Below are 24,504 nucleotides of genomic sequence, written 5' to 3' on the forward strand. Positions count from 1 at the left end.
CCGGTTCGCGATGGAACCTTGGTCCGCTGTTGGGTTAATCGGTTGAGGTAACGCGGGTGGAGTGTCGGACGATAGGGGCCAAGGGCAGACCGACCGACCGCCCCTCACCGCCGACTCCGAGAGACGTAGCGTGCTCATACGACTTCTGCGGACCTATCTCAGGCCCTACAAGAAACCCATCGCCGTACTGGTGCTGCTGCAGTTCCTGCAGACCTGCGCCACCCTCTACCTGCCCACACTGAACGCGCACATCATCGACAACGGTGTCGTGAAGGGTGACACGGGTTACATCCTGTCCTTCGGCGCCGTGATGATCGGCGTCTCGCTGGCGCAGGTCGTGTGCAACATCGGTGCCGTGTACTACGGCGCGCGCACCGCGTCGGCGCTCGGCCGGGACGTCCGTGCCGCTGTCTTCGACCGGGTGCAGTCCTTCTCCTCGCGTGAGGTTGGTCACTTCGGCGCGCCCTCGCTCATCACCCGTACGACCAATGACGTGCAGCAGATCCAGATGCTGGTCCTGCTGTCGTTCACTCTGATGGTCTCGGCGCCCATCATGTGCGTCGGCGGTATCGTTCTCGCGCTCGGCCTGGACGTGCCGCTGTCCGGCGTGCTGGTCGCCGTCGTGCCGGTGCTCGGCATCTCGGTGACGCTGATCGTGCGCCGGCTGCGGCCGCTGTTCCGCGCCATGCAGGTGCGCCTCGACACGGTGAACCGGGTGCTGCGCGAGCAGATCACCGGCAACCGCGTCATCCGCGCCTTCGTCCGCGACGAGTACGAGCAGGACCGGTTCAAGAAGTCGAACACCCAGCTGACCGAGATGCAGCTGGCGACCGGCAACATGCTCGCACTGATGTTCCCGATCGTCATGACGGTGGTGAACCTGTCGTCCATCGCGGTCGTCTGGTTCGGCGCCCACCGCATCGCGAGCGGCGGGATGATGATCGGCGACCTGACGGCGTTCCTCGCCTATCTGATGCAGATCGTCATGTCCGTGATGATGGCCACGTTCATGTTCATGATGGTGCCGCGGGCCGAGGTGTGCGCCGAGCGCGTCCAGGAGGTCCTGGGCACCGAGTCGAGCGTCGTGCCGCCGCTCGCGCCGGTCAGCGAGCTGCGCCGGCACGGTCATCTGGAGATCCGCGGCGCCGGGTTCCGCTATCCGGGTGCCGAGGAGCCGGTGCTGAAGTCCATCGACCTGGTGGCCCGGCCGGGTGAGACGACCGCCGTCATCGGCTCCACCGGCAGCGGCAAGTCGACGCTGCTCGGGCTGGTCCCGCGGCTGTTCGACGTGACCGAGGGCGAGGTCCTGGTGGACGGCGTCCCCGTGGCGGACGTCGAACCGAAGCTGCTCGCACGGACGGTCGGTCTCGTGCCGCAGAAGCCGTACCTGTTCGCGGGCACGGTGGCCACCAACCTGCGGTACGGCAATCCCGACGCCACCGACGAGGAGCTGTGGCACGCGCTGGAGGTGGCGCAGGCCAAGGACTTCGTGACGAAGCTGGAGGGCGGGCTGAACGCGCCCATCGCGCAGGGCGGTACGAACGTCTCCGGCGGTCAGCGCCAGCGCCTGGCCATCGCCCGGACGCTGGTCCAGCGCCCGGAGATATACCTCTTCGACGACTCCTTCTCCGCCCTCGACTACGCCACCGACGCGGCCCTGCGCGCGGCGCTCGGCCGGGAGACCGCCGAGGCCACCGTGGTGATCGTCGCCCAGCGCGTGGCGACCATCCGGGACGCCGACCGGATCGTGGTCCTGGACGAGGGCCGCGTCGTCGGCACCGGCCGGCACCACGAGCTCATGGCGGACAACGAGACCTACCGGGAGATCGTGCTCTCCCAGCTCACGGAAGCGGAGGCTGCCTGATGGCCGGGCCCATGGGACGCATGATGGCCGGGCGCGGCCCCGACCAGCGCTCGATGGACTTCAAGGGGTCGGGCAAACGGCTCCTCGCCCGGTTCCGGCCCGAGCGGGTCACGATCTGCGTACTGCTGCTGTGCGTCGTCTTCAGCGTGGCCCTCAGCGTCATCGGGCCGAAGATCCTCGGCCGCGCCACCGACCTGGTCTTCGCCGGGATCATCGGCCGGCAGATGCCCGCCGGGGCCACCAAGGAACAGGTGCTCGCCGGTATGCGCGAGCGGGGCGACGGCACCGTCGCGGACATGCTGCAGAGCACCGACTTCACCCCGGGCAAGGGCATCGACTTCGGCGCGGTCGGCGACGTCCTGCTGTTCGCGACGGGCACGTTCCTCGTGGCCGGTCTGCTGATGGCGGTGGCGACGCGGCTGGTGAACCGGTCCGTGAACCGCACGATGTACCGGATGCGGCAGGACGTGCAGGGGAAGCTGGCGCGGCTGCCGCTGTCGTACTTCGACAAGCGCCAGCGCGGCGAGGTGCTGTCGCGGGCGACGAACGACATCGACAACATCGGCCAGACGCTCCAGCAGTCGATGGGCCAGCTCATCAACTCGGTGCTCACCATCATCGGGGTGCTGGCGGTGATGTTCTGGGTGTCGTGGCTGCTCGCGTTGGTCGCGCTGGTGACCGTGCCGCTGTCGTTCGTCGTCGCTACGCGCATCGGCAAGCGGTCGCAGCCGCACTTCGTGCAGCAGTGGCGCACCACCGGCAAGCTGAACGCGCACGTCGAGGAGATGTACACCGGGCACACCCTGGTGAAGGTGTTCGGCCGCCAGGACGAGTCGGCGCAGCAGTTCGCCGAGCAGAACGACGCGCTGTACGAGGCCGGGTTCAAGGCTCAGTTCAACAGTGGCGTGATGCAGCCGCTGATGATGTTCGTGTCGAACCTCAACTACGTGCTGGTGGCGGTCGTCGGCGGGCTGCGCGTCGCCTCGGGCGCGCTGTCGATCGGTGACGTGCAGGCCTTCATCCAGTACTCGCGGCAGTTCTCGATGCCGCTGACCCAGGTCGCCTCGATGGCCAACCTGGTGCAGTCCGGCGTCGCTTCGGCGGAGCGGATCTTCGAACTCCTGGACGCGGAGGAGCAGGAGGCGGACCCGGTGCCGGGCGAGCGGCCGGCGGAGCTGCGCGGGCGGGTGGCGCTCGAGCACGTGTCCTTCCGGTACGACCCGGAGAAGCCGCTGATCGAGGACCTGTCGCTGAAGGTCGAGCCCGGTCACACGGTCGCGATCGTCGGCCCGACCGGCGCGGGCAAGACCACGCTGGTCAACCTGCTGATGCGGTTCTACGACGTCTCCGGCGGGCGCATCACGCTCGACGGCGTGGACATCGCGAGGATGTCCCGGGACGAACTGCGCGCCGGGATAGGGATGGTGCTGCAGGACACCTGGCTGTTCGGCGGCACGATCGCGGAGAACATCGCGTACGGCGCCTCGCGCGAGGTCACCCGCGGCGAGATCGAGGAGGCGGCGCGGGCGGCTCACGCGGACCGGTTCGTCCGGACGCTGCCCGACGGCTACGACACCGTGATCGACGACGAGGGCACCGGCGTCAGCGCCGGTGAGAAGCAGCTCATCACCATCGCGCGGGCGTTCCTGTCCGACCCGGTGATCCTGGTGCTCGACGAAGCGACGAGTTCGGTGGACACGCGGACGGAGGTCCTGATCCAGAAGGCGATGGCCAAACTCGCCCATGGACGCACGTCGTTCGTGATCGCGCACCGGCTCTCCACCATCCGGGACGCCGACACGATCCTGGTGATGGAGAACGGTTCGATCGTCGAGCAGGGCGCGCACAGCGAGCTGTTGGCGGCGGACGGGGCGTATGCGCGCCTGTACAAGGCGCAGTTCGCCCAGGCTGTGGCCGAGGTCGACTGAGTACTGACGGGGCCGCTCTCTTCGGGGAGCGGCCCCCTCTTCAGTCCAGGTAACCCCGCAGCTGGTCCGCGAACGCGTGGTCCCTCAGTTTGTTGAGGGTCTTCGACTCGATCTGGCGGATCCTCTCCCGCGTCACGCCGAAGATGCGGCCGATCTCCTCCAGTGTGCGGGGGCGGCCGTCGACGAGGCCGTAACGCAGCTGGACCACCTTGCGTTCGCGCTCCCCCAGTGTCGACAGCACCGCCTCCAGGTGCTCCCTGAGCAGCAGGAACGCCGCCGATTCGACGGGGCTCGCGGCGTCCCCGTCCTCGATGAGGTCACCGAGGGCGACGTCGTCCTCCTCGCCCACGGGCGCGTGCAGCGAGACGGGTTCCTGGGCGAGCCGCAGCACCTCGCTGACCCGCTCGGGCGGCAGTTCGAGGTGGGCGGCGACCTCGTCCGGCGTGGGTTCGTAGCCGCGTTCCTGGAGCATCCGCCGCTGCACCCGCACCACGCGGTTGATCAGCTCGACGACGTGCACGGGGACGCGGATGGTGCGCGCCTGGTCGGCCAGCGCGCGGGACATGGCCTGCCGGATCCACCAGGTGGCGTACGTCGAGAACTTGTAGCCGCGCGCGTAGTCGAACTTCTCGACGGCCCTGATGAGCCCGAGGTTTCCCTCCTGCACGAGGTCGAGCATGGTCAGGCCGCGGCCGACGTACCGCTTGGCGACGGAGACCACGAGCCGCAGATTCGCCTCGATGAGCCGGCGCTTCGCCATCCGCCCCATGACGACCAGCCGGTCGAGGTCCAGGGCGAGCCGGTCGTCGAGCTCGGGCGTGTTGCCCAGCTTCTCCTCGGCGAACAGACCGGCCTCGACGCGGCGGGCGAGTTCGACCTCCTCGGCCGCGGTGAGCAGCGGGATGCGGCCGATCTCGCGCAGGTACTGGCGGAACAGGTCCGAGGAGGGGCCGCTGGTCTCGGTGCGGGCGACGGGCGGTTCGACGGGCTCGGGGGCCTCCGCGGTGAGCGCCTCGGCGGGCGGCTCGGCCGGCTCGGGCGCGGGCTCCGTCTCGGGGTGGAGTGCGAGGCGGTTCTGCGGCGGCACGCCCGCGAAGACTTCGGTCTCCGCGTCCGTCCCGTCCTTCGTGCTGCTGTCGGTCTGGGTGAGGGTCTGGGTCTGCACGGGGGCGACCTCCAGGATGATCGCTGCCAAGGTGTACGGCAGCGGTACTTCGGGGGCGGAGTCGACGGCCTCGCCGTTGTCCGTCCCGTACGTGATGAGCGGAACCGCGGGATTGTCGGACCCGTGGGCGACGGATCGGCCGCGCTCCGAGGACTCAGGCACCGCCCCCAGTGTGGGGTAAGATACATCGCCGCCACGAGGGGCGTGCGGTGACTTTTTGCGTCCGTTCGGTGACCGCGCGGTTACCCTGGCGTATCCGGCGGACTAGAGAGCCGCGGCACCGCGCTCGCGCAGCGCCTGTCCGTACTGCTGGAGCACCCACAACTCGTTCTGTACGGCGGCGAGATGGGCGGGGTCGCCGTTCGTACCGAGGCGGGTGAGGGTGATCTGGATCTCGTGGATGCGGCGGTCGACGGCCCGGCGGCGGACCCAGACGAGTTGTTCGCCCGCGTAGGCCTCGTCGACCGTGCGGCGCATGATCGCTTCGACGGCCAGCTCCGTCACCATCGCGCGGACCGTGTCGTCGGGGGCCGCCTCGCGGACGCGGACCAGGTACTCCTGCGGGTCCTGGACGCCGTACTCGACGCCGCCCGCGTCCATGACGGCCTGGCGTACGGCCGCGTAGGACGCGGCGGTGAACTCGTCGACGCCGTACGCGTCGAACGCGGGGGCCACCAACTCCGGGCGCTGGAGGGCGAGTTTGAGCAGCTCGCGTTCCGTGGCGTACACCGGGTTGCGGAGGTTGAGGGCCGGGCCCGGGGGCGTGGGACGGGCGGCCGGTGTGTCGTACCGCTGCTGCGGGGTGCGGGCCGGAGCCGGGCCCTTGCCGCCCCGGTCGCGGGCCCAGCGGGCCAGTTGCGCGACGCGCTTGACCACGAACTGGGTGTCCAGGATGCCGAGCATGCCCGCGAGTTCGACGGCGACCTCGTGCTGGGCTCCGCTGTTCTTGATGCGGGCGACGATCGGCGCGGCCTCGTCCAGCGCGGCGGCGCGGCCCGCCGGGGTGTCGAGGTCGTACCGGCCGACGACCTGCCGCAGCGCGAACTCGAAGAGCGGGGTGCGGGGTTCGACCAGGTCGGCGACCGCCTCGTCGCCCTTCGCGAGGCGCAGGTCGCAGGGGTCCATACCGTCGGGGGCGATGGCGATGTACGTCTCGGCGGCGAACTTCTGGTCGTCCTCGAAGGCACGCAGAGCCGCTTTCTGGCCGGCCGCGTCGCCGTCGAAGGTGAAGATCACGCGGGCGCTGCCGTTGTCCATCAGCAGCCGGCGCAGGATCTTGATGTGGTCGCCGCCGAAGGCCGTGCCGCAGGTCGCGATGGCCGTCGTCACGCCCGCGAGGTGGCAGGCCATGACGTCGGTGTAGCCCTCGACGACCACCGCGCGGCTGGCCTTCGCGATGTCCTTCTTGGCGAGATCGATGCCGTAGAGGACCTGCGACTTCTTGTAGATCGCCGTCTCGGGGGTGTTGAGGTACTTGGGGCCGTTGTCCGCCTCGTACAGCTTGCGGGCGCCGAAGCCGACGACCTCGCCGCCGATGTCGCGGATCGGCCACATGAGGCGGCCGCGGAAGCGGTCGATGGGGCCGCGGCGGCCCTCCTGGGCGAGGCCGGACAGCAGCAGTTCCTTGTCGGTGAAGCCCTTGCCGCGCAGATAGCGGGTGAGGTGGTCCCAGCCCTGGGGGCTGTAGCCGACGCCGAAGTGGACGGCGGCGGCCTGGTCGAAGCCGCGCTCGGCGAGGAAGATCCGGCCGGTGTCGGCCTCGGGGCCGGTGGCGAGCTGCTCGGCGTACCACTCGGCGGCGATCTTGTGCGCCTCGACCAGACGGATGCGCTCACCGCGCTGGTGGGCGGGGTTGTACCCACCCTCCTCGTAGCGCAGGGTGATGCCGGCCTGGGCGGCGAGACGCTCGACGGCCTCCGAGAAGGAGAGGTGGTCGACCTTCATCACGAACGTGATGGTGTCGCCGCCCTCCTGGCAGCCGAAGCAGTGGAAGAGCCCCTTGCTAGGGCTGACCTGGAAGGACGGCGACTTCTCGTCGTGGAACGGGCACAGCCCCTTGAGGTTGCCGCCGCCCGCGTTGCGCAGCTGGAGGTACTCGGACACGACGGCGTCGATCGGAACCGCGTCCCGTACCGCCTTCACGTCCTCATCGTTGATCCGTCCTGCCACGCACTGATTCTACGGGGCCGATCCGACACTCCTGGGGCTCGATGTCTTCCGGCGGGGGTCCGGGGGCGCCGACCGGAAGAGGCAGCACGGGGGCTGCAGCGCCCCGAGGGGGCGCGGGGAACGGCGCGCCCAGCCATATGGCGACCTGCACCCGCAAGACGACCGGACCCGGCAGACGCCTAGGCGCCCAGGCTGTCCAAGGGCACGTGCGGGTCCGCCAGGTTCTCCGTGTTCACCCGGGTCCTCGACCGGATCAGCTGCTGGATGGGATCTGTGACGTCCCACACATTCACGTTCATCCCGGCGAGGACCCGGCCCTCCTTCAGCCAGAACGCGATGAACTCCCGCTTGCCCGCGTCACCTCGGATCACGACCTCGTCGTACGACCCCGGCGGCGCCCAGCCGCTGTACTCCATCCCCAGGTCGTACTGGTCGGTGAAGAAGTACGGCACCCGGTCGTAGATCACGTCCCGCCCGAGCATCGCGCGCGCCGCCGCGGGACCGCCGTTGAGCGCGTTCGCCCAGTGCTCCACCCGCAGCCGCGTGCCGAACAGGGCGAGCGGGAACGACGCCACGTCCCCGGCCGCGAAGATGTCGGGGTCGGAGGTGCGCAGCCGCTCGTCCACCACGACGCCCCCGCCGTGGGCCCGGTCGGCCAGCTCGAGCCCGGCCGCCTCGGCCAGCCCGATGCGCGGCGCCGCGCCGATCGCCGCGAGGACGTCGTGCGCCGGATGCTCCTCGCCGTCGTCGGTGCGGGCGGCCAGCACCATGCCGGCCTGGCCGACGATCTCCGTCAGCCGCGCGCCGAAGTGGAAGCGGACGCCGTGCTCGCGGTGCAGCTCACCGAAGACGTTGCCCAGCTCGGGGCCGAGGGCGCCGTACAGCGGGGTCGGCGCGGGTTCGACCACGGTGACCTCGGCGCCGTACTCACGGGCCGCCGCCGCGACCTCGAGACCGATCCAGCCCGCCCCCGCGATCACGATGTGCCCGTTCTCCCGGCCCAGCGAGGTGAGCACGCCCTTGAGCCGCTCGGCGTGGGCCAGGCGGCGCAGATGGTGGACGCCGGCGAGGTCGGTGCCGGGGATGTCGAGGCGGCGGGGCTCCGCGCCGGTGGCGAGCAGCAGCTTGTCGTAGTGCACCTGGGTGCCGTCGTCGCCGAAGTGGACGGTCTTCGCGGCGCGGTCGATCGAGTCGACGGTCTGGCCGAGGTGCAGCTCGATGTCGTTCTGCGCGTACCAGGCGGGCTCGTGCACGAAGACGCTGTCCCGCTCCTCCTTGCCGAGCAGGTAGCCCTTGGACAGCGGCGGGCGCTCATAGGGGTGGTCGCGTTCGTCACCGATCAGTATCACGCGCCCGGTGAAGCCCTCCGCCCGGAGCGTCTCGGCCGCCTTGGCGCCGGCCAGGCCGCCTCCGACGATGACGAATGTCTGATCCGCGTCGACCACTTGATGCCTCCTCGTAAGGGTGCCGCCACATGCGAGCGTCCCGCACCGCGTGTGCTGCGGGAAGAGGGAGTGCCCCGATCAGGCCACCCGGCGCCACATCCGTGTCACACGCACACCGCCAGTTTCCCGTGTAGGTCACACGCGTCCCGTCAGGCGCGCGTGCAGCGAACGGGCGGAGGCGTCGGTGAGGGACGCGATCTGGTCGACGATCACGCGTTTGCGCGCGTGGTCGTCGGGTGCCGCCTCGAACAGGGCGCGGAACTGCGGGTCCAGGCCGTCGGGGGCGCGGGCGGTGAGCGCCTCGGCCAGCTCCGCGACGACGATCCGCTGGTCGGCGCGGAGCCGCTCCTGTTCGGCGCGCTGCATGACGTACCGGTCGGCGACCGCCTTGAGGACCGCACACTCCATCCGGGTGCTTCTCGGTACGACGAGTTCGGCGCCGTATCTCGTCAGCCGCCCGCTGCCGTACGCCTCCCGTGTGGCGCCCTCCGCCGCCAGGCAGAACCGGCCGATCAGCTGACTCGTCGCGTCCTTGAGGCGGGCCTGGGCGACCGCCGTGCCGTCGTAGCCGTGCGGCCACCACTCCTGGTCCTGGAGCCGGTCGAGCGCCTCGGCGAGTTCGGCGGGGTCGGTGCCGGCCGGGACGTAGCGGCCGACGGCGACCTCGAACACCGCCCGGCGCTCCGGCTCGGCGTGCAGACAGTCGGGGTCGATGTGGCCGGCGTGCAGGCCGTCCTCGACGTCGTGCACCGAGTACGCCACGTCGTCCGACCAGTCCATGACCTGTGCCTCGAAGCACGTGCGCCTGCCGGGCGCCTCCTTGCGGACCCAGTCGAAGACCGGCCGGTCGTCCTCGTACACCCCGAACTTCGGGGACGCCGGGTCGGTGGGGTGGCCGCCGCGCTGCCACGGGTACTTGGTGGCGGCGTCGAGGGTGGCGCGGGTGAGGTTGAGGCCGACGGAGCCCTCCGGGGTGAAGCGTTTCGGCTCGATGCGCGTCAGGAGTCTCAGGGACTGGGCGTTGCCCTCGAAGCCGCCGCAGTCGTCGGCGAACTCGTTCAGCGCCTGTTCGCCGTTGTGGCCGAACGGGGGGTGGCCGAGGTCGTGGGACAGGCAGGCGGCCTCGACCAGGTCGGGGTCACAGCCGAGGGCGGCGCCCAGCTCGCGGCCGACCTGAGCGCACTCGAGGGAGTGGGTGAGGCGGGTGCGGGGGCTGGCGTCCCATGCCTGGGTCTGGGCACCGGGCGTGACGACCTGGGTCTTGCCGGCGAGGCGTCGTAGGGCCGCGGAGTGGAGGATGCGGGCCCGGTCGCGTTGGAACGCGGTGCGGCCGGGGCGTTTGTCGGGCTCCGGGGCCCATCGTTCGGCTGACGCCGGGTCGTATGCGATGCCTGCCATGGTTCGACAGTAGACGCCTCATCGTCTGCCGGGTTCGCTCGAGTACGCGGGCGCGGGTTGTGTGTGGTCGATCGCGCCCACGCGGCGGAGCCGCACATCGATACAGCCGCGCGCCCCTCAAGCAGCCGTCCTTGCCGAAGTCGACAAGCTCTGCTCGTAGCGGTGGACGATCAACTTGGCCATCGCCTCGTGGGCTCCCAAAGGTGCCGACGCGATCCACGGGGCCGCTTCCGCGCACTGCGTTGCGAACCGGCCCGGAGCTGTGAAACAAGACGCCACCGCGATCCTGTTGCGGCCCCTTGCCGTCAGGGAACGTACCGCCGTCTCCACCGTCGGCGCCGCCGCCGACGCGTACGCCGGGACCACCGGGACGCCCAGGCGGGCGGCCAGGAGGTGGGCCGTGCGGCGGGTGTCCTTGGCCGAGTCGGGGTCGCGGGAGCCCGCCGCGGCCAGGACCACGCCGCTCGTGCGGCGGGTGGCATCGGCCATCCGGGTGCGCCAGCCGGCTTCGATCAGACGGGCGTGGAGGGTGTCCACGAGGAGGGGGTGCGGGCCGAGCGGGGCCGCCACGCGCGCGTGGGCCCCGGCGGCCGCCGCCATCTCGGGGATGTCCCGTTCGACGTGGTAGCCGCGGCTGAGCAGCAGCGGGACGAGGACGGCGGGGGTGGTTCCGAGGGCGGCGAGGGTGTCGGGGAGCAGTGGCTCGTCGAGTTCGATGTGGCCGAGGTGCACGGGCACGGCCGGGCGCAGCCGCCGTACACGGTCCATCAGCGCGCGGACGGTGCCCAGCGCACGCGGGTCGCGGCTGCCGTGGGCCACGAGGACCAGGGCGGGCGGTCCCGGGCGGCGCCTGCCGCTCGGCGAGACGGGGCTGAGCCGGCCGGCGAGCCGGCTGCTGATGCTGTTCATGAGGTGCGCCGTACTGTCGAGGTGGAGGCCGGACTCGTCACGAAAAGGGGTCGACGCCGTCATGGAGCGATCCTGACGGCGGGACGTTGCGCGTCCGTTGCGCCGCGGTCACGAGTGTTTTCCGGCGTTTCACGCCAAGGGTCCGCACGATGTGAGGCCGCGTGGTGAACCGGATCGTCGTGGGCCGCGTCTTGAAGGGACGAGGCGAACCGGGGGGACGTATGAAGATCCGTCGGCCGCAGCTGCCCCGCACGCGTGCCGGGTGGCGGCGACTGGTGCAGGGGGTGATGGCCGGGTGCGTGCTGGCGCTGCTTCCCGCGACCTGGCTGTTCGTGTCCACCGGCGACCGGCTCCGAGATGCCGCGGACGTACCGCGCACCCAGGTCGCCGTCGTGTTCGGGGCCGGTCTGTGGGACGGCGAGCCGTCGCCGTACCTCGCGCACCGGCTGGACGCCGCGGCCGAGTTGTACCGGGCCGGGCGGATCAAGGTCGTCCTGGTCACCGGCGACAACAGCCGCGAGGACTACGACGAGCCGGACGCCATGCGCGCCTACCTCACCCGGCACGGCGTCCCGGACGCCCGCATCGTCAGTGACTACGCGGGCTTCGACACCTGGGACTCCTGCGTCCGCGCGAAGAGGATCTTCGGCGTCGACCGGGCGGTCCTGATCAGCCAGGGCTTCCACATCCGGCGCGCGGTCGCCCTGTGCGAGGCGGCGGGCGTCGACTCGTACGGCGTCGGGGTGTCCGACAAGCACGACGTGACCTGGTACTACGGCGGCACCCGCGAGGTCTTCGCGGCGGGCAAGGCGGCGCTGGACGTCGTGTTCCGGCCGGATCCGCGCTTCCTGGGGCCGAAGGAGCCGGGGGTCGCGCGGGCGCTGGCCTCCGGGCGATGAGCGGGGGACCTCACGGTGCGCGGGGCACGGCGGGGAGGTGGTCGTCCCGGCCGTGTAACCGGGGCTCGTCACGGGACGTAACAAGTACGACGCACTGTGGGCGGCATGGACACCACCTCGACGCCCACCCACTGCCCGTACTGCGCCCTGCAGTGCGGGATGAACGTGACGCCGGTGCCGGGGGGCGCCGAGGTGACCGGGCGCACCGACTTCCCGGTGAACCGGGGAGCGCTGTGCGGCAAGGGCCGTACGGCCCCGGCGGTGCTCTCGTCCGCGGTGCGGCCGACCTCCCCGCTGGTGCGTTCGGACGACGGCTCGAAGCTCGTGCCCGCGTCCTGGAGGGAAGCCCTCGATCGCGTCGCCGCCGGTCTCTCCCGGGCCCGGACGGGGTACGGACCGGACGCCTGCGGGGTGTTCGGCGGGGGCGGGCTGACGAACGAGAAGGCGTACACACTCGGGAAGTTCGCGCGTGTCGTCCTCGGCACCTCGCAGATCGACTACAACGGCCGCTTCTGCATGTCGTCCGCTGCGGCCGCCGGCACGAAGGCCTTCGGTCTGGACCGGGGGCTGCCCTTCCCGCTGGAGGACGTCCCGAGGACGGGCTGTGTGATCCTCGTCGGCTCCAACCTCGCCGAGACGATGCCGCCGGCGCTGCGGTACTTCTCCGAACTGCGGGAGAACAGCGGCACGTTGATCGTGGTCGATCCGCGCAGGACCAAGACGGCCGAGCAAGCCGATCTGCATCTGGCGCCCCGGCCGGGGACCGATCTGGCCCTGGCGCTTGGCCTGTTGCACCTGGTGGTGGCGGAGGGCCGCACCGACGAGGCGTACATCCGTGAGCGCACGACCGGCTGGGCGGACGCGCGCGCGGCGGCGATGGCGCACTGGCCGGAGTACGTGGAGCGGATCACGGGTGTGGCGGTGCCGAAACTGCGGGAGGCGGTACGGCTGTTCTGCGAGCCGGAGGCGGCGATGGTCCTCACGGCCCGCGGTCCCGAGCAGCAGTCCAAGGGCACCGACACGGTGGGCGCGTGGATCAACCTGTGCCTGGCGACCGGGCGGGCGGGCCGGCCGCTGTCCGGGTACGGCTGTCTGACCGGGCAGGGCAACGGGCAGGGCGGACGTGAACACGGCCAGAAGGCCGACCAGTTGCCGGGCTACCGCAAGCTGACGGATCCGGCGGCGCGGCGGCACGTGGCGGAGGTGTGGGGGGTGGACCCGGACTCGCTGCCGGGTCCTGGGCGCAGCGCCTACGAGCTGCTGGACGCGCTGGGCACGGACATCCGGGCCCTGCTGCTGATGGGTTCCAACCCGGTGGTCTCGGCGCCGCGTGCCGCGCATGTCGAGGGCCGGCTCAAGTCGCTCGATTTCCTGGCCGTCTGTGACGTGGTCCGCTCCGAGACGGCGGAACTCGCCGATGTCGTCCTGCCGGTCACGCAGTGGGCCGAGGAGACGGGGACGACGACGAGTCTGGAGGGCCGTGTGCTGCTGCGGCGCCAGGCACTCACCCCGCCGGACGGGGTTCGCAGCGATCTGGAGGTCCTGCACGAACTGGCCGACCGGCTGGGCGTGGAGAAGGGCTTCCCGACGGACCCGGAGGAGGTCTTCGATGAGCTTCGCCGGGCGAGCGCGGGCGGCCCCGCCGACTACTCGGGGATCACCTATCGGCGGCTGGTGGCGGAGAACGGCGTGTTCTGGCCGTGCCCGGCGGGTGACGGTGCGGAGGACGGTGAGGACGCGGCGCTGGACGCATACGTCGTCGACCCCGCGCAGGACCACGACGACGCCGTGCGCGCCGCCGTCCCGCACCCCGGCACTCCGCGGCTGTTCCTGGACCGGTTCGCCACCGAGGACGGGCGGGCCCGGTTCGTCGCCGTGGCGCACCGGGCGCTCGCCGAGGAGCCGGACGACGAGTACCCGCTGCTGCTGACGACGGGCCGGGTGGTGTCCCAGTACCAGTCCGGCGCCCAGACGCGACGGGTGGCCGAGCTGAACGCCGCCGCACCGGGCCCGTTCGTCGAGCTGCACCCGTGGCTGGCGGCGCGGCTCGGGGCGGTCGACGGCGATCCGGTGGCCGTGATCTCGCGGCGCGGGCGCGCCGTGGCGCCGGCGCGCGTGACGACCTCGATCCGTCCGGACACGGTGTTCATGCCCTTCCACTGGCCGGGTGAGGGCCGCGCGAACACGCTCACCAACCCGGCCCTGGACCCGACTTCTCGGATGCCGGAGTTCAAGGCGTGCGCGGTGCGGGTGGAGGCCGTGGGGTCCTAACGGGGCCGGTGGGGGCGGCGGGTGTGCCAGTCGCCGCCGGGGACGAGCGTGCCGTGGGCGTGCAGACGGGCGGCGACGGCCGGGGCGGCGACGTAGACCCAGGCCCGTGACGTGCTGCCGTCGGGGCGTACGACCTCGCGTTCGACGCGGTCGTAGAGGTTGCTCGGGTCGCCCGGCACGTACTCCTCCAACCGGTCCAGCTCCGCCAGGAGCCGGCTGTACGCCTCCGGCAGTGTGGTGACGAGTTCGCCGTGGGCCACTCCTGCCCGCGCCTCGACGGCGTACGGATAGCCGGGGCCGTCGTACAGCACCGCGCCCATGAGGCGGGCGGGCTCCTCCCTGCGCGTACGGCCGCGCAGGTGGCGGTCGTGGTTGGGCTCGCCGGGGCGGAGGGTGCCGTAGACGAAGAACGGCAGAACCGGAGTGATCACAGGACCGATTCTCTCCCCCCTTCACCCCCACACACGTCTCCATGGAGGCGCTATGGACATGACATGTCCGCGACCTCTTAAATCTCAGTCAACGTCTGCGCCATCCCCCCGCCCACCCCCACGCCGTCAGGCGCCTTCCCAAGGAGACCGATGAGTCGGACACGGCACATCCGAGGATCCCGTCTCGCCACGGCCGGCATCGCCGCCACCACCGCCACCCTGCTGGCCGCCGCGCTCTCCCCCGCCGCACACGCCGACGCCCGGCCGAGCCGGGCCACCGCGATCGAGAACGCCGCGTCGGCGCTGCTGGCGCAGGCCGCGGACCTGGGTCTGACGCCCACGCAGGACACGAGCGTGCGGGACGTCATCGTCGACAAGGACGGCGTGCAGCACGTCCGCTATGACCGTACGTACCGGCAACTCCCGGTGCTGGGCGGCGACTTCGTGGTCCACCTGGCGCCCGACGGCTCGTACCGCAGCGCGAACCGTGCGACGAGGAACCGAATATCCCTGTCGTCCGTCACCCCGGCGGTGTCGGCACCGAAGGCGGCCGATCTCGCGGCGAACGCGCTGCGCGCCGTCAACCTCGGCGAGACGCTGAAGAAGCTGTCCGCCAAGCCGCAGCTGGTGGTCGACGCGCTGCACGGCACGCCGAAACTGGCCTGGCGCACCAACGCGGTGGCACAGGACTCGCTCGGCAACCCGGTCGCCCGTACGGTGCTGACCGACGCGCGGACCGGGGCGCAGATCGACGCCTGGGACAGCATCGAGACGGCGACCGGCGACGGAAAGTCGCTGTACGGCGGGACGGTGCCGCTGGAGACGACGCTGTCGGGATCGACGTACCAGCTCAAGGACGCGACGCGCGGCAACACGTACACGGGTGACGCGGCGAACAAGACCGACCTGTGCATTCTGAGCATCTGCTTCAGCCGCGCCCCGTCGACCGTGTTCACGGACGCCGACAACCACTGGGGCACGGGTACGGCCTCCGACCGCGCCTCCGCGGCGGTGGACGCGCAGTACGGCACGAACGAGACGTGGGACTACTACAAGAACGTCCACGGCCGCACCGGCATCGCGGGCGACGGCAAGGGCTCGTACAACCGCGTCCACTACGGCAACAACTACAACAACGCGTTCTGGGACGACAACTGTTTCTGCATGACGTACGGCGACGGTGACGGCACGACGTTCGGGCCGCTGGTGGCGCTGGACGTCGCCGGGCACGAGATGTCGCACGGCGTCACCTCGTCCACGGCGGGCCTGACCTACTCGGGCGAGTCCGGCGGCCTGAACGAGGCCACGTCCGACGTCCTCGGCACGCTCGTGGAGTGGTACGCCAACAACCCCTCCGACCCCGGCGACTACCTCATCGGCGAGAAGATCGTCCGTTCGGGCTTCGGGGCGGCGGCGCTCCGCTTCATGGACAAGCCGTCGAAGGACGGCTCCTCGGCGGACTACTGGAGCTCGTCGGTCGGCAACCTGGACGTCCACTACTCCTCTGGCGTCGCGAACCACTTCGCGTACCTGCTGGCGGAGGGCAGTGGCCCGAAGACCATCAACGGCGTCAGCTACGACTCCCCCACGCACAACGGCGCCACGGTCACCGGCATCGGCCGCGACAAGCTCGGCAAGATCTGGTACCGCGCCCTGACGGTCTACATGACGTCCTCGACGAACTACGCGGGAGCCCGGACGGCGACACTGAACGCGGCGAAGGACCTCTACGGCAACGGTTCGGCGGAGTACAACGCGGTGGCGGCGGCCTGGACCGCGGTGAACGTGAACTGAGCACGTCTGCACAGGTATTGGACGGCCGCCTCGGTCAGGGAACCGGGGCGGCCGTGCCGCGTACGATCCCCCGCCGCGCGGCGGGGGATGCGGTGACGGCGGCGGCGAACTGCTCACCGGCCTCGTAGTACGTCGGCCGGCCACGGACCGCACGCGGCCACTCCTGACGCCGCCTCGCGGAGCCCGTGCGGACAGGTGACCTGCCGGCACATGACGTACCGACAGGAGCGCCCGCGCGGTATGTCACCCGTTCACTCGCTCCCGTCGCGCCATTCGTGTGCTCTTCCGATACACCCCCTCGCGCGCCGTTGACCTGCCCTGACGCCGCTCGAACCGCCCGCGCGGCGCCTGTCTTCGACACCCGTTCGTCGCAGCCCCTCCGGATTCTCGGGGGGCGCACTCGGCTTTGTGGGCTTTACCTCGGTAGGGCAGGGGCGCGACCGACTCGGCGGCACATGGGGGTGTTGCGGGCCGTGAACCTGGCACTCGAGGGAGCACCATGCGACGCACCGCCCGCATGCTGACCGGTACCACGCTCGCCGTCGCCGCGACGGGTCTCGCCACCGCCCCCGCGTACGGCGGCGGTACCGGCACCCTGGAGGTGTACCCGTCCACCACCGCCCCCGGCGGTCAGGTTTCGGTCAACACCAAGGCGTGCGGCGACAAGGGATCGGCGACGGGCGACGCGAGCGCGGTCGGCGCCGGGCAGTTCACGCTCGCCCCCAGCGCGCACGAGGGCGACGCGATCGGCCAGTTCCAGGTGCCGCCGAGCGCGCAGCCGGGGACGTACGAGATCGTCGCGAAGTGCGCGGTGGGCGAGCGGCAGGTCAGCGGTGATCTGATCGTGACGGTGACCCCGGCGCACGGGGGCGCGCAACCGCGCGGAAGCGTGAAGACGGGGGTCGGCGGCGCACTCGGCTCCGACCCCGTGCAGACCGCGGCCGGCGTGGCGGCTCTGGCCGTCGCCGCCGCGGGCGGTACCTGGCTCCTGCATCGCCGGGCGAGAGGCGACGGGATCTGACGGACACCCTCCGCTGTCCGTCCGCCGGTACCGCAAGTCCCGCCCCCTCCGGGTCCGACGCCCCTCGCGGCCCGGAGGGGGCAGGGGTCACACTCCGGAACGTCCGGGAGGTTCGCATGCACAGGATCGGGGACTCCGCGATAGCCGCCGTCACCGTGGTCGCCCTGAGCTCCGGGGTGTGGCTGCTGGGCACCGCCGGGACACACGCCCCGCCGCAGCCCGCCACCGCCGAGAGCCGCCCGGATCCCGGTGAGGAGAAACTCTCGGCGCCCGCGCTGCCGCCGTCCCCGCCCACCCGTATCCGCATCCCCTCGATCAGGGTGAACGCCCCGCTGATGGGCCTCGGCCTGACGTCAGCCGGCAGCCTCGACGTGCCGCCCGCCGACGACAAGAACCTGGCCGGCTGGTACGAGGCCGGCACCACCCCCGGCGACACCGGCACCGCGATCGTCGCCGGCCACGTCGACAACACGCAGGGCCCCGCCGTCTTCTACGACCTCGGCGCCCTCAGGCGCGGTGCCGCGATCGAACTCGACCGCGACGACGGCAGTGTCGCCGTGTTCACCGTGGACGCCGTCGAGGTCTACCAGGCGCACAACTTCCCCGACGAGAAGGTCTACGGCGCCGCGAAACGCCCGGAGCTGCGGGTCATCACCTGCGGCGGGGGGTACTCGAAGAGCACCGGGTATCAGGGCAACGTGGTCGTCTTCGCCCATCTGACAGGCAGCCGTTGAGCCGTCCGTTCACGCCAGCCACTGCTGGTACGCCAGGTTCGCCACCAGCGAGAACACCACCGTCAGCAGCACGATCCGGACGAACCCGCTGCCCTTCTTCAGCGCCGTGCGCGCACCCAGCGTGCCGCCGGCGAGGTTGAACACGGCCATCAGCGCGGCCAGTTGCCACAGCACCGTGCCCTGCCAGGCGAACATGGCGAGCGCTCCCGCGTTGGTGCAGCAGTTGACGATCTTGGCGGTGGCGGAGGCGGTGACGAGGTCGAGGTGGAGTACGGCGGTGAGCGCGAGGACCAGGAAGGTGCCGGTGCCGGGGCCGATGAGACCGTCGTAGAAGCCGATGCCCAGGCCCGCGAGGGCGATCGCGGAGAGGATCTGGCGGCGGGTGGCGGGGCCGGCGGCCGGGGCGGAGCCGAAGGCCGGGCGCAGGATCACGAACGCCGCCACGGCGAGCAGTACCACCATGATCACCGGCTTCAGCACGTCGGTGCTCATCCCCGCCGCGAAGAACGCCCCGGCGGAGGAGCCCGCGAGGGCGGCGAGTCCGATGCGGACGGCGGTGCGCACGTCCACGGGTGCCTTGCGGGCGTACGTCACCGCGGCGCCCGACGTACCGACGATCGCGACGGCCTTGTTGGTCCCGAGCGCGTACGCGGCCGGGGTCGACGCCGGGAGCCCGAGCAGCAGCACAGGGAGCAGCAGAAGCCCGCCACCACCCACCACCGCGTCGATCCAGCCTGCCGCGAGGGCGGCGAGGCAGAGCAGGGCGATCACGGTCAGCGGTATGTCGGGCATGATCGCGACCCTAACCGGTCCCCAGGTCGGCCAATCGCGCAGGTCAGCCCGTCGCCTCCAGATACCGCAGCACCGCCAGCACCCGCCGGTGCCCGGTCTCGGACGGCGGTAGGTCGAGCTTGGTGAAGATGTTGGCGATGTGCTTCTCCACCGCCCGCTCCGAGACCGTGAACGCCGTGGCGATGCCGTGGTTGGTGCGGCCCTCGGCCATCAGCGCGAGCACCTCGCGCTCGCGGGGCGGGAGCGTGTCCAGGGCGGTGGCGCGGCGGCTCGCGCCGAAGAGCTGCGCGACCACCTCGGGGTCGAGCGCGGTGCCGCCCGCCGCGACCCGCTCCAGCGCGCCGACGAACTCCCCGATGTCGACGACCCGTTCCTTCAGCAGGTAGCCGAACCCGGCGGGATCACCGAGCAGCCGGGAGGCGTACGTCGTCTCGACGTACTGCGAGAACAGCAGCACCCCGGTGCGGGGGTGCTCGGCGCGCAGCCGCAGCGCCGCCCGCGCCGACGACCGCGCCGCCGCGTCCGTCGTCGGTGACGCGCAGCCGCAGCACACCAGCCCCACCACGGTGAGCACGAAGCCCGCCAGGGCGAGCGGGAAGGACAGCACCCCGTACAGGACGGCGGCCAGGGCGCGCGGCCCGAAGGTGCCGACGGCGAGGGAGCGGAGGCGGTTCACGGGAGCCGACCTAGGAGAGGAGCGAACGCGCGACACGGAGTTGCAGCGCGGCCAGGGCCCGCCCCAGCCACGGCATGAGCAGCAGGAACCCGATGCCCCCGAAACCGGCGTGGAAGGCCCAGGCCCCTGCGAAGGTCGGGCCGCCCCAGGCGTGCGAGTGGTCGGACCCGGCCCGCAGGGGCCAGCCCAGGTTCATGGGGACGATCGACCAGCCGTACAGGGTGACAGCGGCGCACACCAGGTTCAGCGGCGTGGCCGACAGCGCGTGGGCCAGGCCCGAGCGCGACCCGCCCGGCGGCAGCTCCGCGCCGAGGAACCGCCGTAGCAGCGCCCGCTGCCACCTCCCCGTCGGCGCCCCGAGCAGCGCCAAGGGGACGCACGCCACCCCCATCGGCAGGGCGAGCACGGCACAGGCGACCCGGCGCCATGTGTCCGCTGTGAAGGGCTCACGCACGATCCGCCCGAGCCGACCGAGGATGCTGTCGCGCACCGGCACGCCCCGAGCACCGTCCATGGCTTTCCCCCTGATGTGAGCTGCGAAGAACCTACGCCCCCAGGTTTCCGCCCGAGCCGCTCGTACACGATGGTGGCAGCACGGAACCCGGGGGTTCGGCCGGCCCCACCCCCGGGGCCGGCACGACCCCACCGCAGAGCCTCGCCCGGCCCGCGTCCCGAACCCTCACATCCCCGCCCCGTCCCGGCTGAGGGCAGTGTTCCTCGCGGGAAACAGATGCGATGCCACCGGGTAACACCGGCACCGCACGCTCCCGGACATGACCTCGAATAGGCGTGTGGTGGTGATCGGCGCCGGCCTCGCGGGCGTACGGATCGCCCGACGGCTCGGTGAGCTGGGCACGCCCGCGCTGATCGTCGGCGAGGAGGCGCACCGCCCGTACAACCGGGTCCTGCTCGCCGAGGTGCTGGCCGGACGCTACGCCCCCGACGTGATCGCGCTGCCCGCCCCGGCGGAGCTGGTCCGCGCCCGGGTCACCCGCATCGACCGCGCCCGGCGCGCCCTGGAGTGCGCGGACGGCAACGAGATCCCCTACGGCACGCTGGTGCTGGCCACCGGCTCCAACCCCGTGCTGCCGGCCCTGCGCGGCCTGTTCACCCCCGACCGCCGGCTGCCCGAGGGCGTCCACGCGTTCCGCACCATGGACGACTGCCTGGGTCTGTCCGAGGCGGTCCGGCGGGGTGTGCGGGCGGTGGTCGTCGGCGGTGGGCTGCTCGGGGTGTCGGCGGCCAGGGCGCTCGCGGTGCGCGGTGCCCAGGTCGTCCTCGCCCAGCAGGCCGAGCGGCTCATGGAGCGCCAGCTCGACCCGAGCGCCTCGAAGCTCGTGCTGCGGCATCTGACGGACCTCGGCGTCGAGGTGCACACCGAGTGCCGCGTGCGGGACGTGCGCTGTGTCGGCGGCGTGGTCCGCTCCGTCGAACTGGCCGACGGCTACGCCCTGGACACCGATCTCGTGATCGTCGCCTGCGGGGTGCATCCGCGCGTCGGCCTCGCCGAGGACGCGGGGCTCGCCGTCCACAAGGGCGTCCTCGTCGACGACGAACTGCGCACCTCCGACCCGCACATCCGTGCCGTCGGCGACTGCGCCCAGCACGACGGCACGGTGTACGGACTCGCGGCACCGGCGCTCGAACAGGCCGACGTCCTGGCCGAGTTGCTCGCCCGGCGAGGCAGCCCGCGCTACACCGGCACTCGCTCCCTGACCCGGCTCACGCTGACCGGGCCGGGCTCCCCCTTCGACCTGGCCGCGTTCGGCGAGACCGAGCCGCGCGCCGGCGACGACGTCGTCCAGCTCGCGGACGCCACCCGGGGCACCTACCGCAAGGTCGTCGTCCGCGAGGACCGGCTCGTCGGCGGCGTCCTCGTCGGCGAACTCGGCACCGTCGGCGCACTGGCCCGCGCCTGGGAGGGAGCCGAGCCGCTCCCCGGTGACGGACCCCTGCTCCACCTGCTCACCAACGATGGAGGCTCCTGATGACCGCCACCCCGGGGGCCACCCCCACGATCGTGCTCGTCGGCCACGGCATGGTCGGCCAGCGCTTCCTCGAAGCCCTCGCCGAGCGCGGCCTGACCGCCACGCACCGCGTGGTCGTACTGTGCGAGGAGCCGCGTCCGGCGTACGACCGCGTGCAGCTCACCTCGTACTTCTCCGGCCGCACACCCGAGGAACTCTCCCTGACGGACGAGAAGTTCATCAAGGAGCACGGCATCGAGCTGCACATCGGCGATCCGGCCGAGACCGTCGACCGGGCGGCGCGGCGGGTGACGGCCCGCTCCGGGCTGACTGTCGACTACGACACGCTCGTCCTGGCCACCGGCTCCTACCCGTTCGTGCCGCCGGTCCCGGGCAAGGACGCCGAGGGCTGCTTCGTCTACCGCACGATCGAGGACCTGCTCGCCATCGAGGCGTACGCGAAGTCGCAGGTGACGACGGGTGCGGTGGTCGGCGGCGGGCTGCTCGGGCTCGAGGCGGCGGGTGCGCTCAAGGGGCTCGGACTCGCCACGCACATCGTGGAGTTCGCGCCGCGTCTGATGCCGGTGCAGGTCGACGACGGCGGCGGCGCGGCGCTGCTGCGCACGATCGAGGACATGGGCCTCACCGTGCACACCGGGACGGGCACGCAGGAGATCGTCACCGGGACCGATGGCACCGTCACCGGCATGAAACTGTCCGACGGCAGTGAACTCGCCACGGACATGGTGGTGTTCAGCGCCGGTGTCCGCCCCCGCGACCAACTGGCCCGGGACTGCGGACTGCAGGTCGGCGAGCGCGGTGGCATCGCCGTCGACGAGCAGTGCCGTACGGTGACCGACCCGCACGTGTTCGCGATCGGCGAGTGCGCGCTCGCGGCGGACGGCCGGGTCTACGGCCTGGTCGCGCCGGGCTACGAGCAGGCGGCGACGGCGGCCGCGACGATCGCCGCCGACGAGGCCTCCTTCACCGGTGCCGACCTCTCCACCAAGCTGAAGCTGCTCGGCGTGGACGTGGCGTCCTTCGGCGACGCGCACGGCGCGGCCGACGACTGCCTGGACGTGGTCTACTCCGACTCCCGTTCGGGCCTGTACAAGAAGCTGGTCATCGGCCGGGACGGCACGCTGCTCGGCGGCGTCCTGGTCGGCGACGCGGAGGCGTACGGCACGCTGCGCGCCTTCACCGGCTCGGTCCCGCCGATCTCGCCGGAGCAGCTGGTCCTCCCGCCGGGCGCGGGCGCCCCCGCCCAGCTCGGCCCCGCCGCCCTCCCGGACGACGCGGTGATCTGCTCCTGCCACAACGTCACCAAGGGCACGATCCGCGCGGCGGTGACCGAGCACTCCTGCACGACCGTGCCCGGGGTGAAGAAGTGCACCAAGGCCGGTACGGGCTGCGGAAGTTGCGTCAAGGTGCTGGGTCAGCTGGTCACCGCCGAGCTGGAGGCGGGCGGCGTCGAGGTCGACAAGGGCCTGTGCGCGTGCTTCTCCCGGACGCGCGAGGAGCTCTACGAGATCGTCCTCGCGCTGCGCGTCACGTCGTACCAGGACCTCCTCGACCGCTACGGCCGCGAGGGCGCCCGGGGCGGCGACGGCTGCGAGATCTGCAAGCCGGCGGTCGCCTCGATCATCGCCTCGCTCGCCCCGACGATCGGCGCGAACGGCTACGTCCTGGACGGCGAGCAGGCGGCGCTGCAGGACACCAACGACCACTTCCTCGCCAACCTCCAGAAGAACGGCTCGTATTCGGTCGTCCCCCGTATCCCCGGCGGTGAGATCGCCCCGGAGAAGCTGATCGTGATCGGTGAGATCGCCCGTGACTTCGGCCTCTACACGAAGATCACCGGCGGCCAGCGCATCGACATGTTCGGCGCGCGGGTGGAGCAACTGCCGCTGATCTGGACACGGTTGGTGGACGCGGGCTTCGAGTCCGAGCACGCGTACGGCAAGTCGCTGCGCACGGTGAAGTCCTGCGTCGGGCAGACCTGGTGCCGCTACGGCGTCCAGGACTCGGTCCGCATGGCGATCGATCTGGAGCTGCGCTACCGGGGCCTGCGCTCCCCGCACAAGCTCAAGTCCGCGGTCTCCGGCTGCGCCCGCGAGTGCGCCGAGGCCCAGTCGAAGGACTTCGGCGTCATCGCGACGGCGAACGGCTGGAATCTGTACGTCGGCGGCAACGGCGGCGCCACCCCGCGCCACGCGGACCTGCTGGCGCAGGACCTGTCGGACGCCGAACTGATCCGTCTGATCGACCGTTTCCTGATGTTCTACATCCGCACGGCGGACCGCCTGGAGCGCACCAGCGTCTGGCTGGAGCGGATCCCGGGCGGCCTGGACCACGTACGGAAGGTGGTCGTGGAGGACTCCCTCGGCATCTGCGAGGAGCTGGAGGCGCTGATGGCGGCGCACGTCTCGAACTACCGCGACGAGTGGGCGCAGACCGTGGGCGACCCGGAGAAGCTGGCCCGGTTCGTGTCCTTCGTGAACGCGCCGGACACCCCGGACCCGCTCGTCGGCTTCGTCCCCGAGCGCGACCAGATCAAGCCCGACCTGCCGCTGCTGTCCATCGGCCGGCGGCCGGCGGACACCCGGGAAGACACTCTCGAAGACGTACTGGAAGACGCCATGGAAGGAAGCGCCCAGCGATGACCCTGGCACCCGAGACGACCGGCCTGAAGGTCCGACTGCGCCTGGTGGACGCCTGGTTCACGGTCTGTGCGCCGTGCGCGCTGCTCCCGGGCCGCGGGGTGGCGGCGCTGCTGCCCGACGGGCGCCAGGTGGCGCTGTTCCGCGACCGCGCGGGCCTGCTGTACGCCATCGACAACCGCGACCCGTTCACGGGGGCGGCGGTCCTCTCCCGCGGCCTGACCGGCGCGCACCAGGGCCGCCCGTTCGTCGCCTCGCCGCTGCTGAAGCAGCGCTTCGACCTGGCGACGGGGCAGTGCCTGGACGACGAGACGGTACGGATCGCGACGTACGAGGTCCGAAGCGCGGGACAACTTTTGCTTGACTGATCGTTCTAGAAAT

Annotated in this window: 19 protein-coding genes; 10 read left to right on the forward strand and 9 right to left on the reverse strand. The window is 71.6% G+C overall.

Annotated elements, in window-relative coordinates:
• Window positions 1-130 precede the first annotated feature (130 nt).
• Window positions 131-1,864, forward strand: coding sequence for an ABC transporter ATP-binding protein (locus IEZ19_RS11905; protein ID WP_189311106.1), 1,734 nt, complete (start codon window positions 131-133; stop codon window positions 1,862-1,864).
• Window positions 1,864-3,792, forward strand: a complete 1,929-nt coding sequence (locus IEZ19_RS11910; RefSeq protein ID WP_189311107.1) for an ABC transporter ATP-binding protein — start codon at window positions 1,864-1,866, stop codon at window positions 3,790-3,792. Before IEZ19_RS11905 ends, IEZ19_RS11910 begins: the two co-directional genes overlap by 1 nt.
• Before the next feature lie 40 nt (window positions 3,793-3,832).
• On the opposite strand, the gene IEZ19_RS11915 is transcribed toward IEZ19_RS11910, so the two are convergent.
• From IEZ19_RS11915 to IEZ19_RS11935, 5 genes are all read right to left on the reverse strand, one after another.
• On the reverse strand, window positions 3,833-5,119 hold the full coding sequence (locus IEZ19_RS11915) for an RNA polymerase sigma factor (protein ID WP_189311108.1): 1,287 nt from the start codon (window positions 5,117-5,119) through the stop codon (window positions 3,833-3,835).
• A 102-nt stretch (window positions 5,120-5,221) separates the two neighbouring features.
• Window positions 5,222-7,126, reverse strand: coding sequence for a DNA primase (gene dnaG / locus IEZ19_RS11920; RefSeq protein ID WP_189311109.1), 1,905 nt, complete (start codon window positions 7,124-7,126; stop codon window positions 5,222-5,224).
• A gap of 179 nt (window positions 7,127-7,305) precedes the next feature.
• Window positions 7,306-8,571 carry an NAD(P)/FAD-dependent oxidoreductase gene (locus IEZ19_RS11925; RefSeq protein WP_189311110.1) on the reverse strand — a complete coding sequence of 422 codons (1,266 nt, stop codon included), beginning with the start codon at window positions 8,569-8,571 and terminating at the stop codon, window positions 7,306-7,308.
• A gap of 135 nt (window positions 8,572-8,706) precedes the next feature.
• Window positions 8,707-9,969 (reverse strand): deoxyguanosinetriphosphate triphosphohydrolase, encoded by a 1,263-nt coding sequence (locus IEZ19_RS11930; protein ID WP_189311111.1) that lies wholly within the window; start codon window positions 9,967-9,969, stop codon window positions 8,707-8,709.
• 117 nt (window positions 9,970-10,086) lie between these two features.
• Window positions 10,087-10,941 carry a sirohydrochlorin chelatase gene (locus IEZ19_RS11935; protein ID WP_189311112.1) on the reverse strand — a complete coding sequence of 285 codons (855 nt, stop codon included), beginning with the start codon at window positions 10,939-10,941 and terminating at the stop codon, window positions 10,087-10,089.
• A 158-nt stretch (window positions 10,942-11,099) separates the two neighbouring features.
• Here IEZ19_RS11935 and IEZ19_RS11940 point away from each other — a divergent pair, with 158 nt between their 5' ends.
• Window positions 11,100-11,777, forward strand: a complete 678-nt coding sequence (locus IEZ19_RS11940; protein ID WP_189311113.1) for a SanA/YdcF family protein — start codon at window positions 11,100-11,102, stop codon at window positions 11,775-11,777.
• A 105-nt stretch (window positions 11,778-11,882) separates the two neighbouring features.
• Window positions 11,883-14,048 (forward strand): molybdopterin oxidoreductase family protein, encoded by a 2,166-nt coding sequence (locus IEZ19_RS11945; RefSeq protein WP_189311114.1) that lies wholly within the window; start codon window positions 11,883-11,885, stop codon window positions 14,046-14,048.
• Here the strand turns inward: IEZ19_RS11945 and IEZ19_RS11950 are convergent.
• Entirely contained in the window at window positions 14,045-14,479 is a 435-nt protein-coding gene (locus IEZ19_RS11950) for a gamma-glutamylcyclotransferase family protein (RefSeq protein ID WP_189311115.1), read from the reverse strand. The two genes, IEZ19_RS11945 and IEZ19_RS11950, sit on opposite strands and share 4 nt — an antisense overlap.
• A gap of 150 nt (window positions 14,480-14,629) precedes the next feature.
• Here IEZ19_RS11950 and IEZ19_RS11955 point away from each other — a divergent pair, with 150 nt between their 5' ends.
• From IEZ19_RS11955 to IEZ19_RS11965, 3 genes are all read left to right on the forward strand, one after another.
• On the forward strand, window positions 14,630-16,273 hold the full coding sequence (locus IEZ19_RS11955) for a M4 family metallopeptidase (RefSeq protein ID WP_189311116.1): 1,644 nt from the start codon (window positions 14,630-14,632) through the stop codon (window positions 16,271-16,273).
• A gap of 499 nt (window positions 16,274-16,772) precedes the next feature.
• Window positions 16,773-17,294: a GVDTG sorting domain-containing protein gene (locus IEZ19_RS11960; protein WP_189311117.1), complete on the forward strand. Its 522-nt coding sequence runs from the start codon at window positions 16,773-16,775 to the stop codon at window positions 17,292-17,294.
• A gap of 116 nt (window positions 17,295-17,410) precedes the next feature.
• Window positions 17,411-18,028, forward strand: a complete 618-nt coding sequence (locus IEZ19_RS11965; protein ID WP_189311118.1) for a class F sortase — start codon at window positions 17,411-17,413, stop codon at window positions 18,026-18,028.
• Between the two features lie 9 nt (window positions 18,029-18,037).
• Here the strand turns inward: IEZ19_RS11965 and IEZ19_RS11970 are convergent, their stop codons facing one another.
• The 3 genes from IEZ19_RS11970 to IEZ19_RS11980 are packed head-to-tail and all read right to left on the reverse strand — an operon-like array spanning window position 18,038 to window position 20,010.
• Window positions 18,038-18,820 (reverse strand): sulfite exporter TauE/SafE family protein, encoded by a 783-nt coding sequence (locus tag IEZ19_RS11970; RefSeq protein WP_189311119.1) that lies wholly within the window; start codon window positions 18,818-18,820, stop codon window positions 18,038-18,040.
• A gap of 43 nt (window positions 18,821-18,863) precedes the next feature.
• Entirely contained in the window at window positions 18,864-19,496 is a 633-nt protein-coding gene (locus tag IEZ19_RS11975; protein ID WP_229840233.1) for a LuxR C-terminal-related transcriptional regulator, read from the reverse strand.
• Between the two features lie 10 nt (window positions 19,497-19,506).
• Window positions 19,507-20,010, reverse strand: coding sequence for a hypothetical protein (locus tag IEZ19_RS11980; RefSeq protein WP_189311120.1), 504 nt, complete (start codon window positions 20,008-20,010; stop codon window positions 19,507-19,509).
• 259 nt (window positions 20,011-20,269) lie between these two features.
• On the opposite strand from IEZ19_RS11980, the gene IEZ19_RS11985 reads away from it, so the two are divergent.
• Genes IEZ19_RS11985 through nirD form a run of 3 tightly spaced genes read left to right on the forward strand, consistent with a single transcriptional unit; the run spans window position 20,270 to window position 24,491 of the window.
• Window positions 20,270-21,484, forward strand: coding sequence for an NAD(P)/FAD-dependent oxidoreductase (locus tag IEZ19_RS11985; RefSeq protein WP_189311121.1), 1,215 nt, complete (start codon window positions 20,270-20,272; stop codon window positions 21,482-21,484).
• Entirely contained in the window at window positions 21,484-24,126 is a 2,643-nt protein-coding gene (nirB, locus tag IEZ19_RS11990) for a nitrite reductase large subunit NirB (RefSeq protein ID WP_229840235.1), read from the forward strand. Before IEZ19_RS11985 ends, nirB begins: the two co-directional genes overlap by 1 nt.
• Window positions 24,123-24,491: a nitrite reductase small subunit NirD gene (gene nirD / locus IEZ19_RS11995; RefSeq protein WP_189311122.1), complete on the forward strand. Its 369-nt coding sequence runs from the start codon at window positions 24,123-24,125 to the stop codon at window positions 24,489-24,491. The genes nirB and nirD overlap by 4 nt, the downstream gene beginning before the upstream one ends.
• Window positions 24,492-24,504: the final 13 nt, after the last annotated feature.

This window comes from Streptomyces brasiliensis, assembly GCF_014647875.1.
Lineage (GTDB): Bacteria > Actinomycetota > Actinomycetes > Streptomycetales > Streptomycetaceae > Streptomyces > Streptomyces brasiliensis.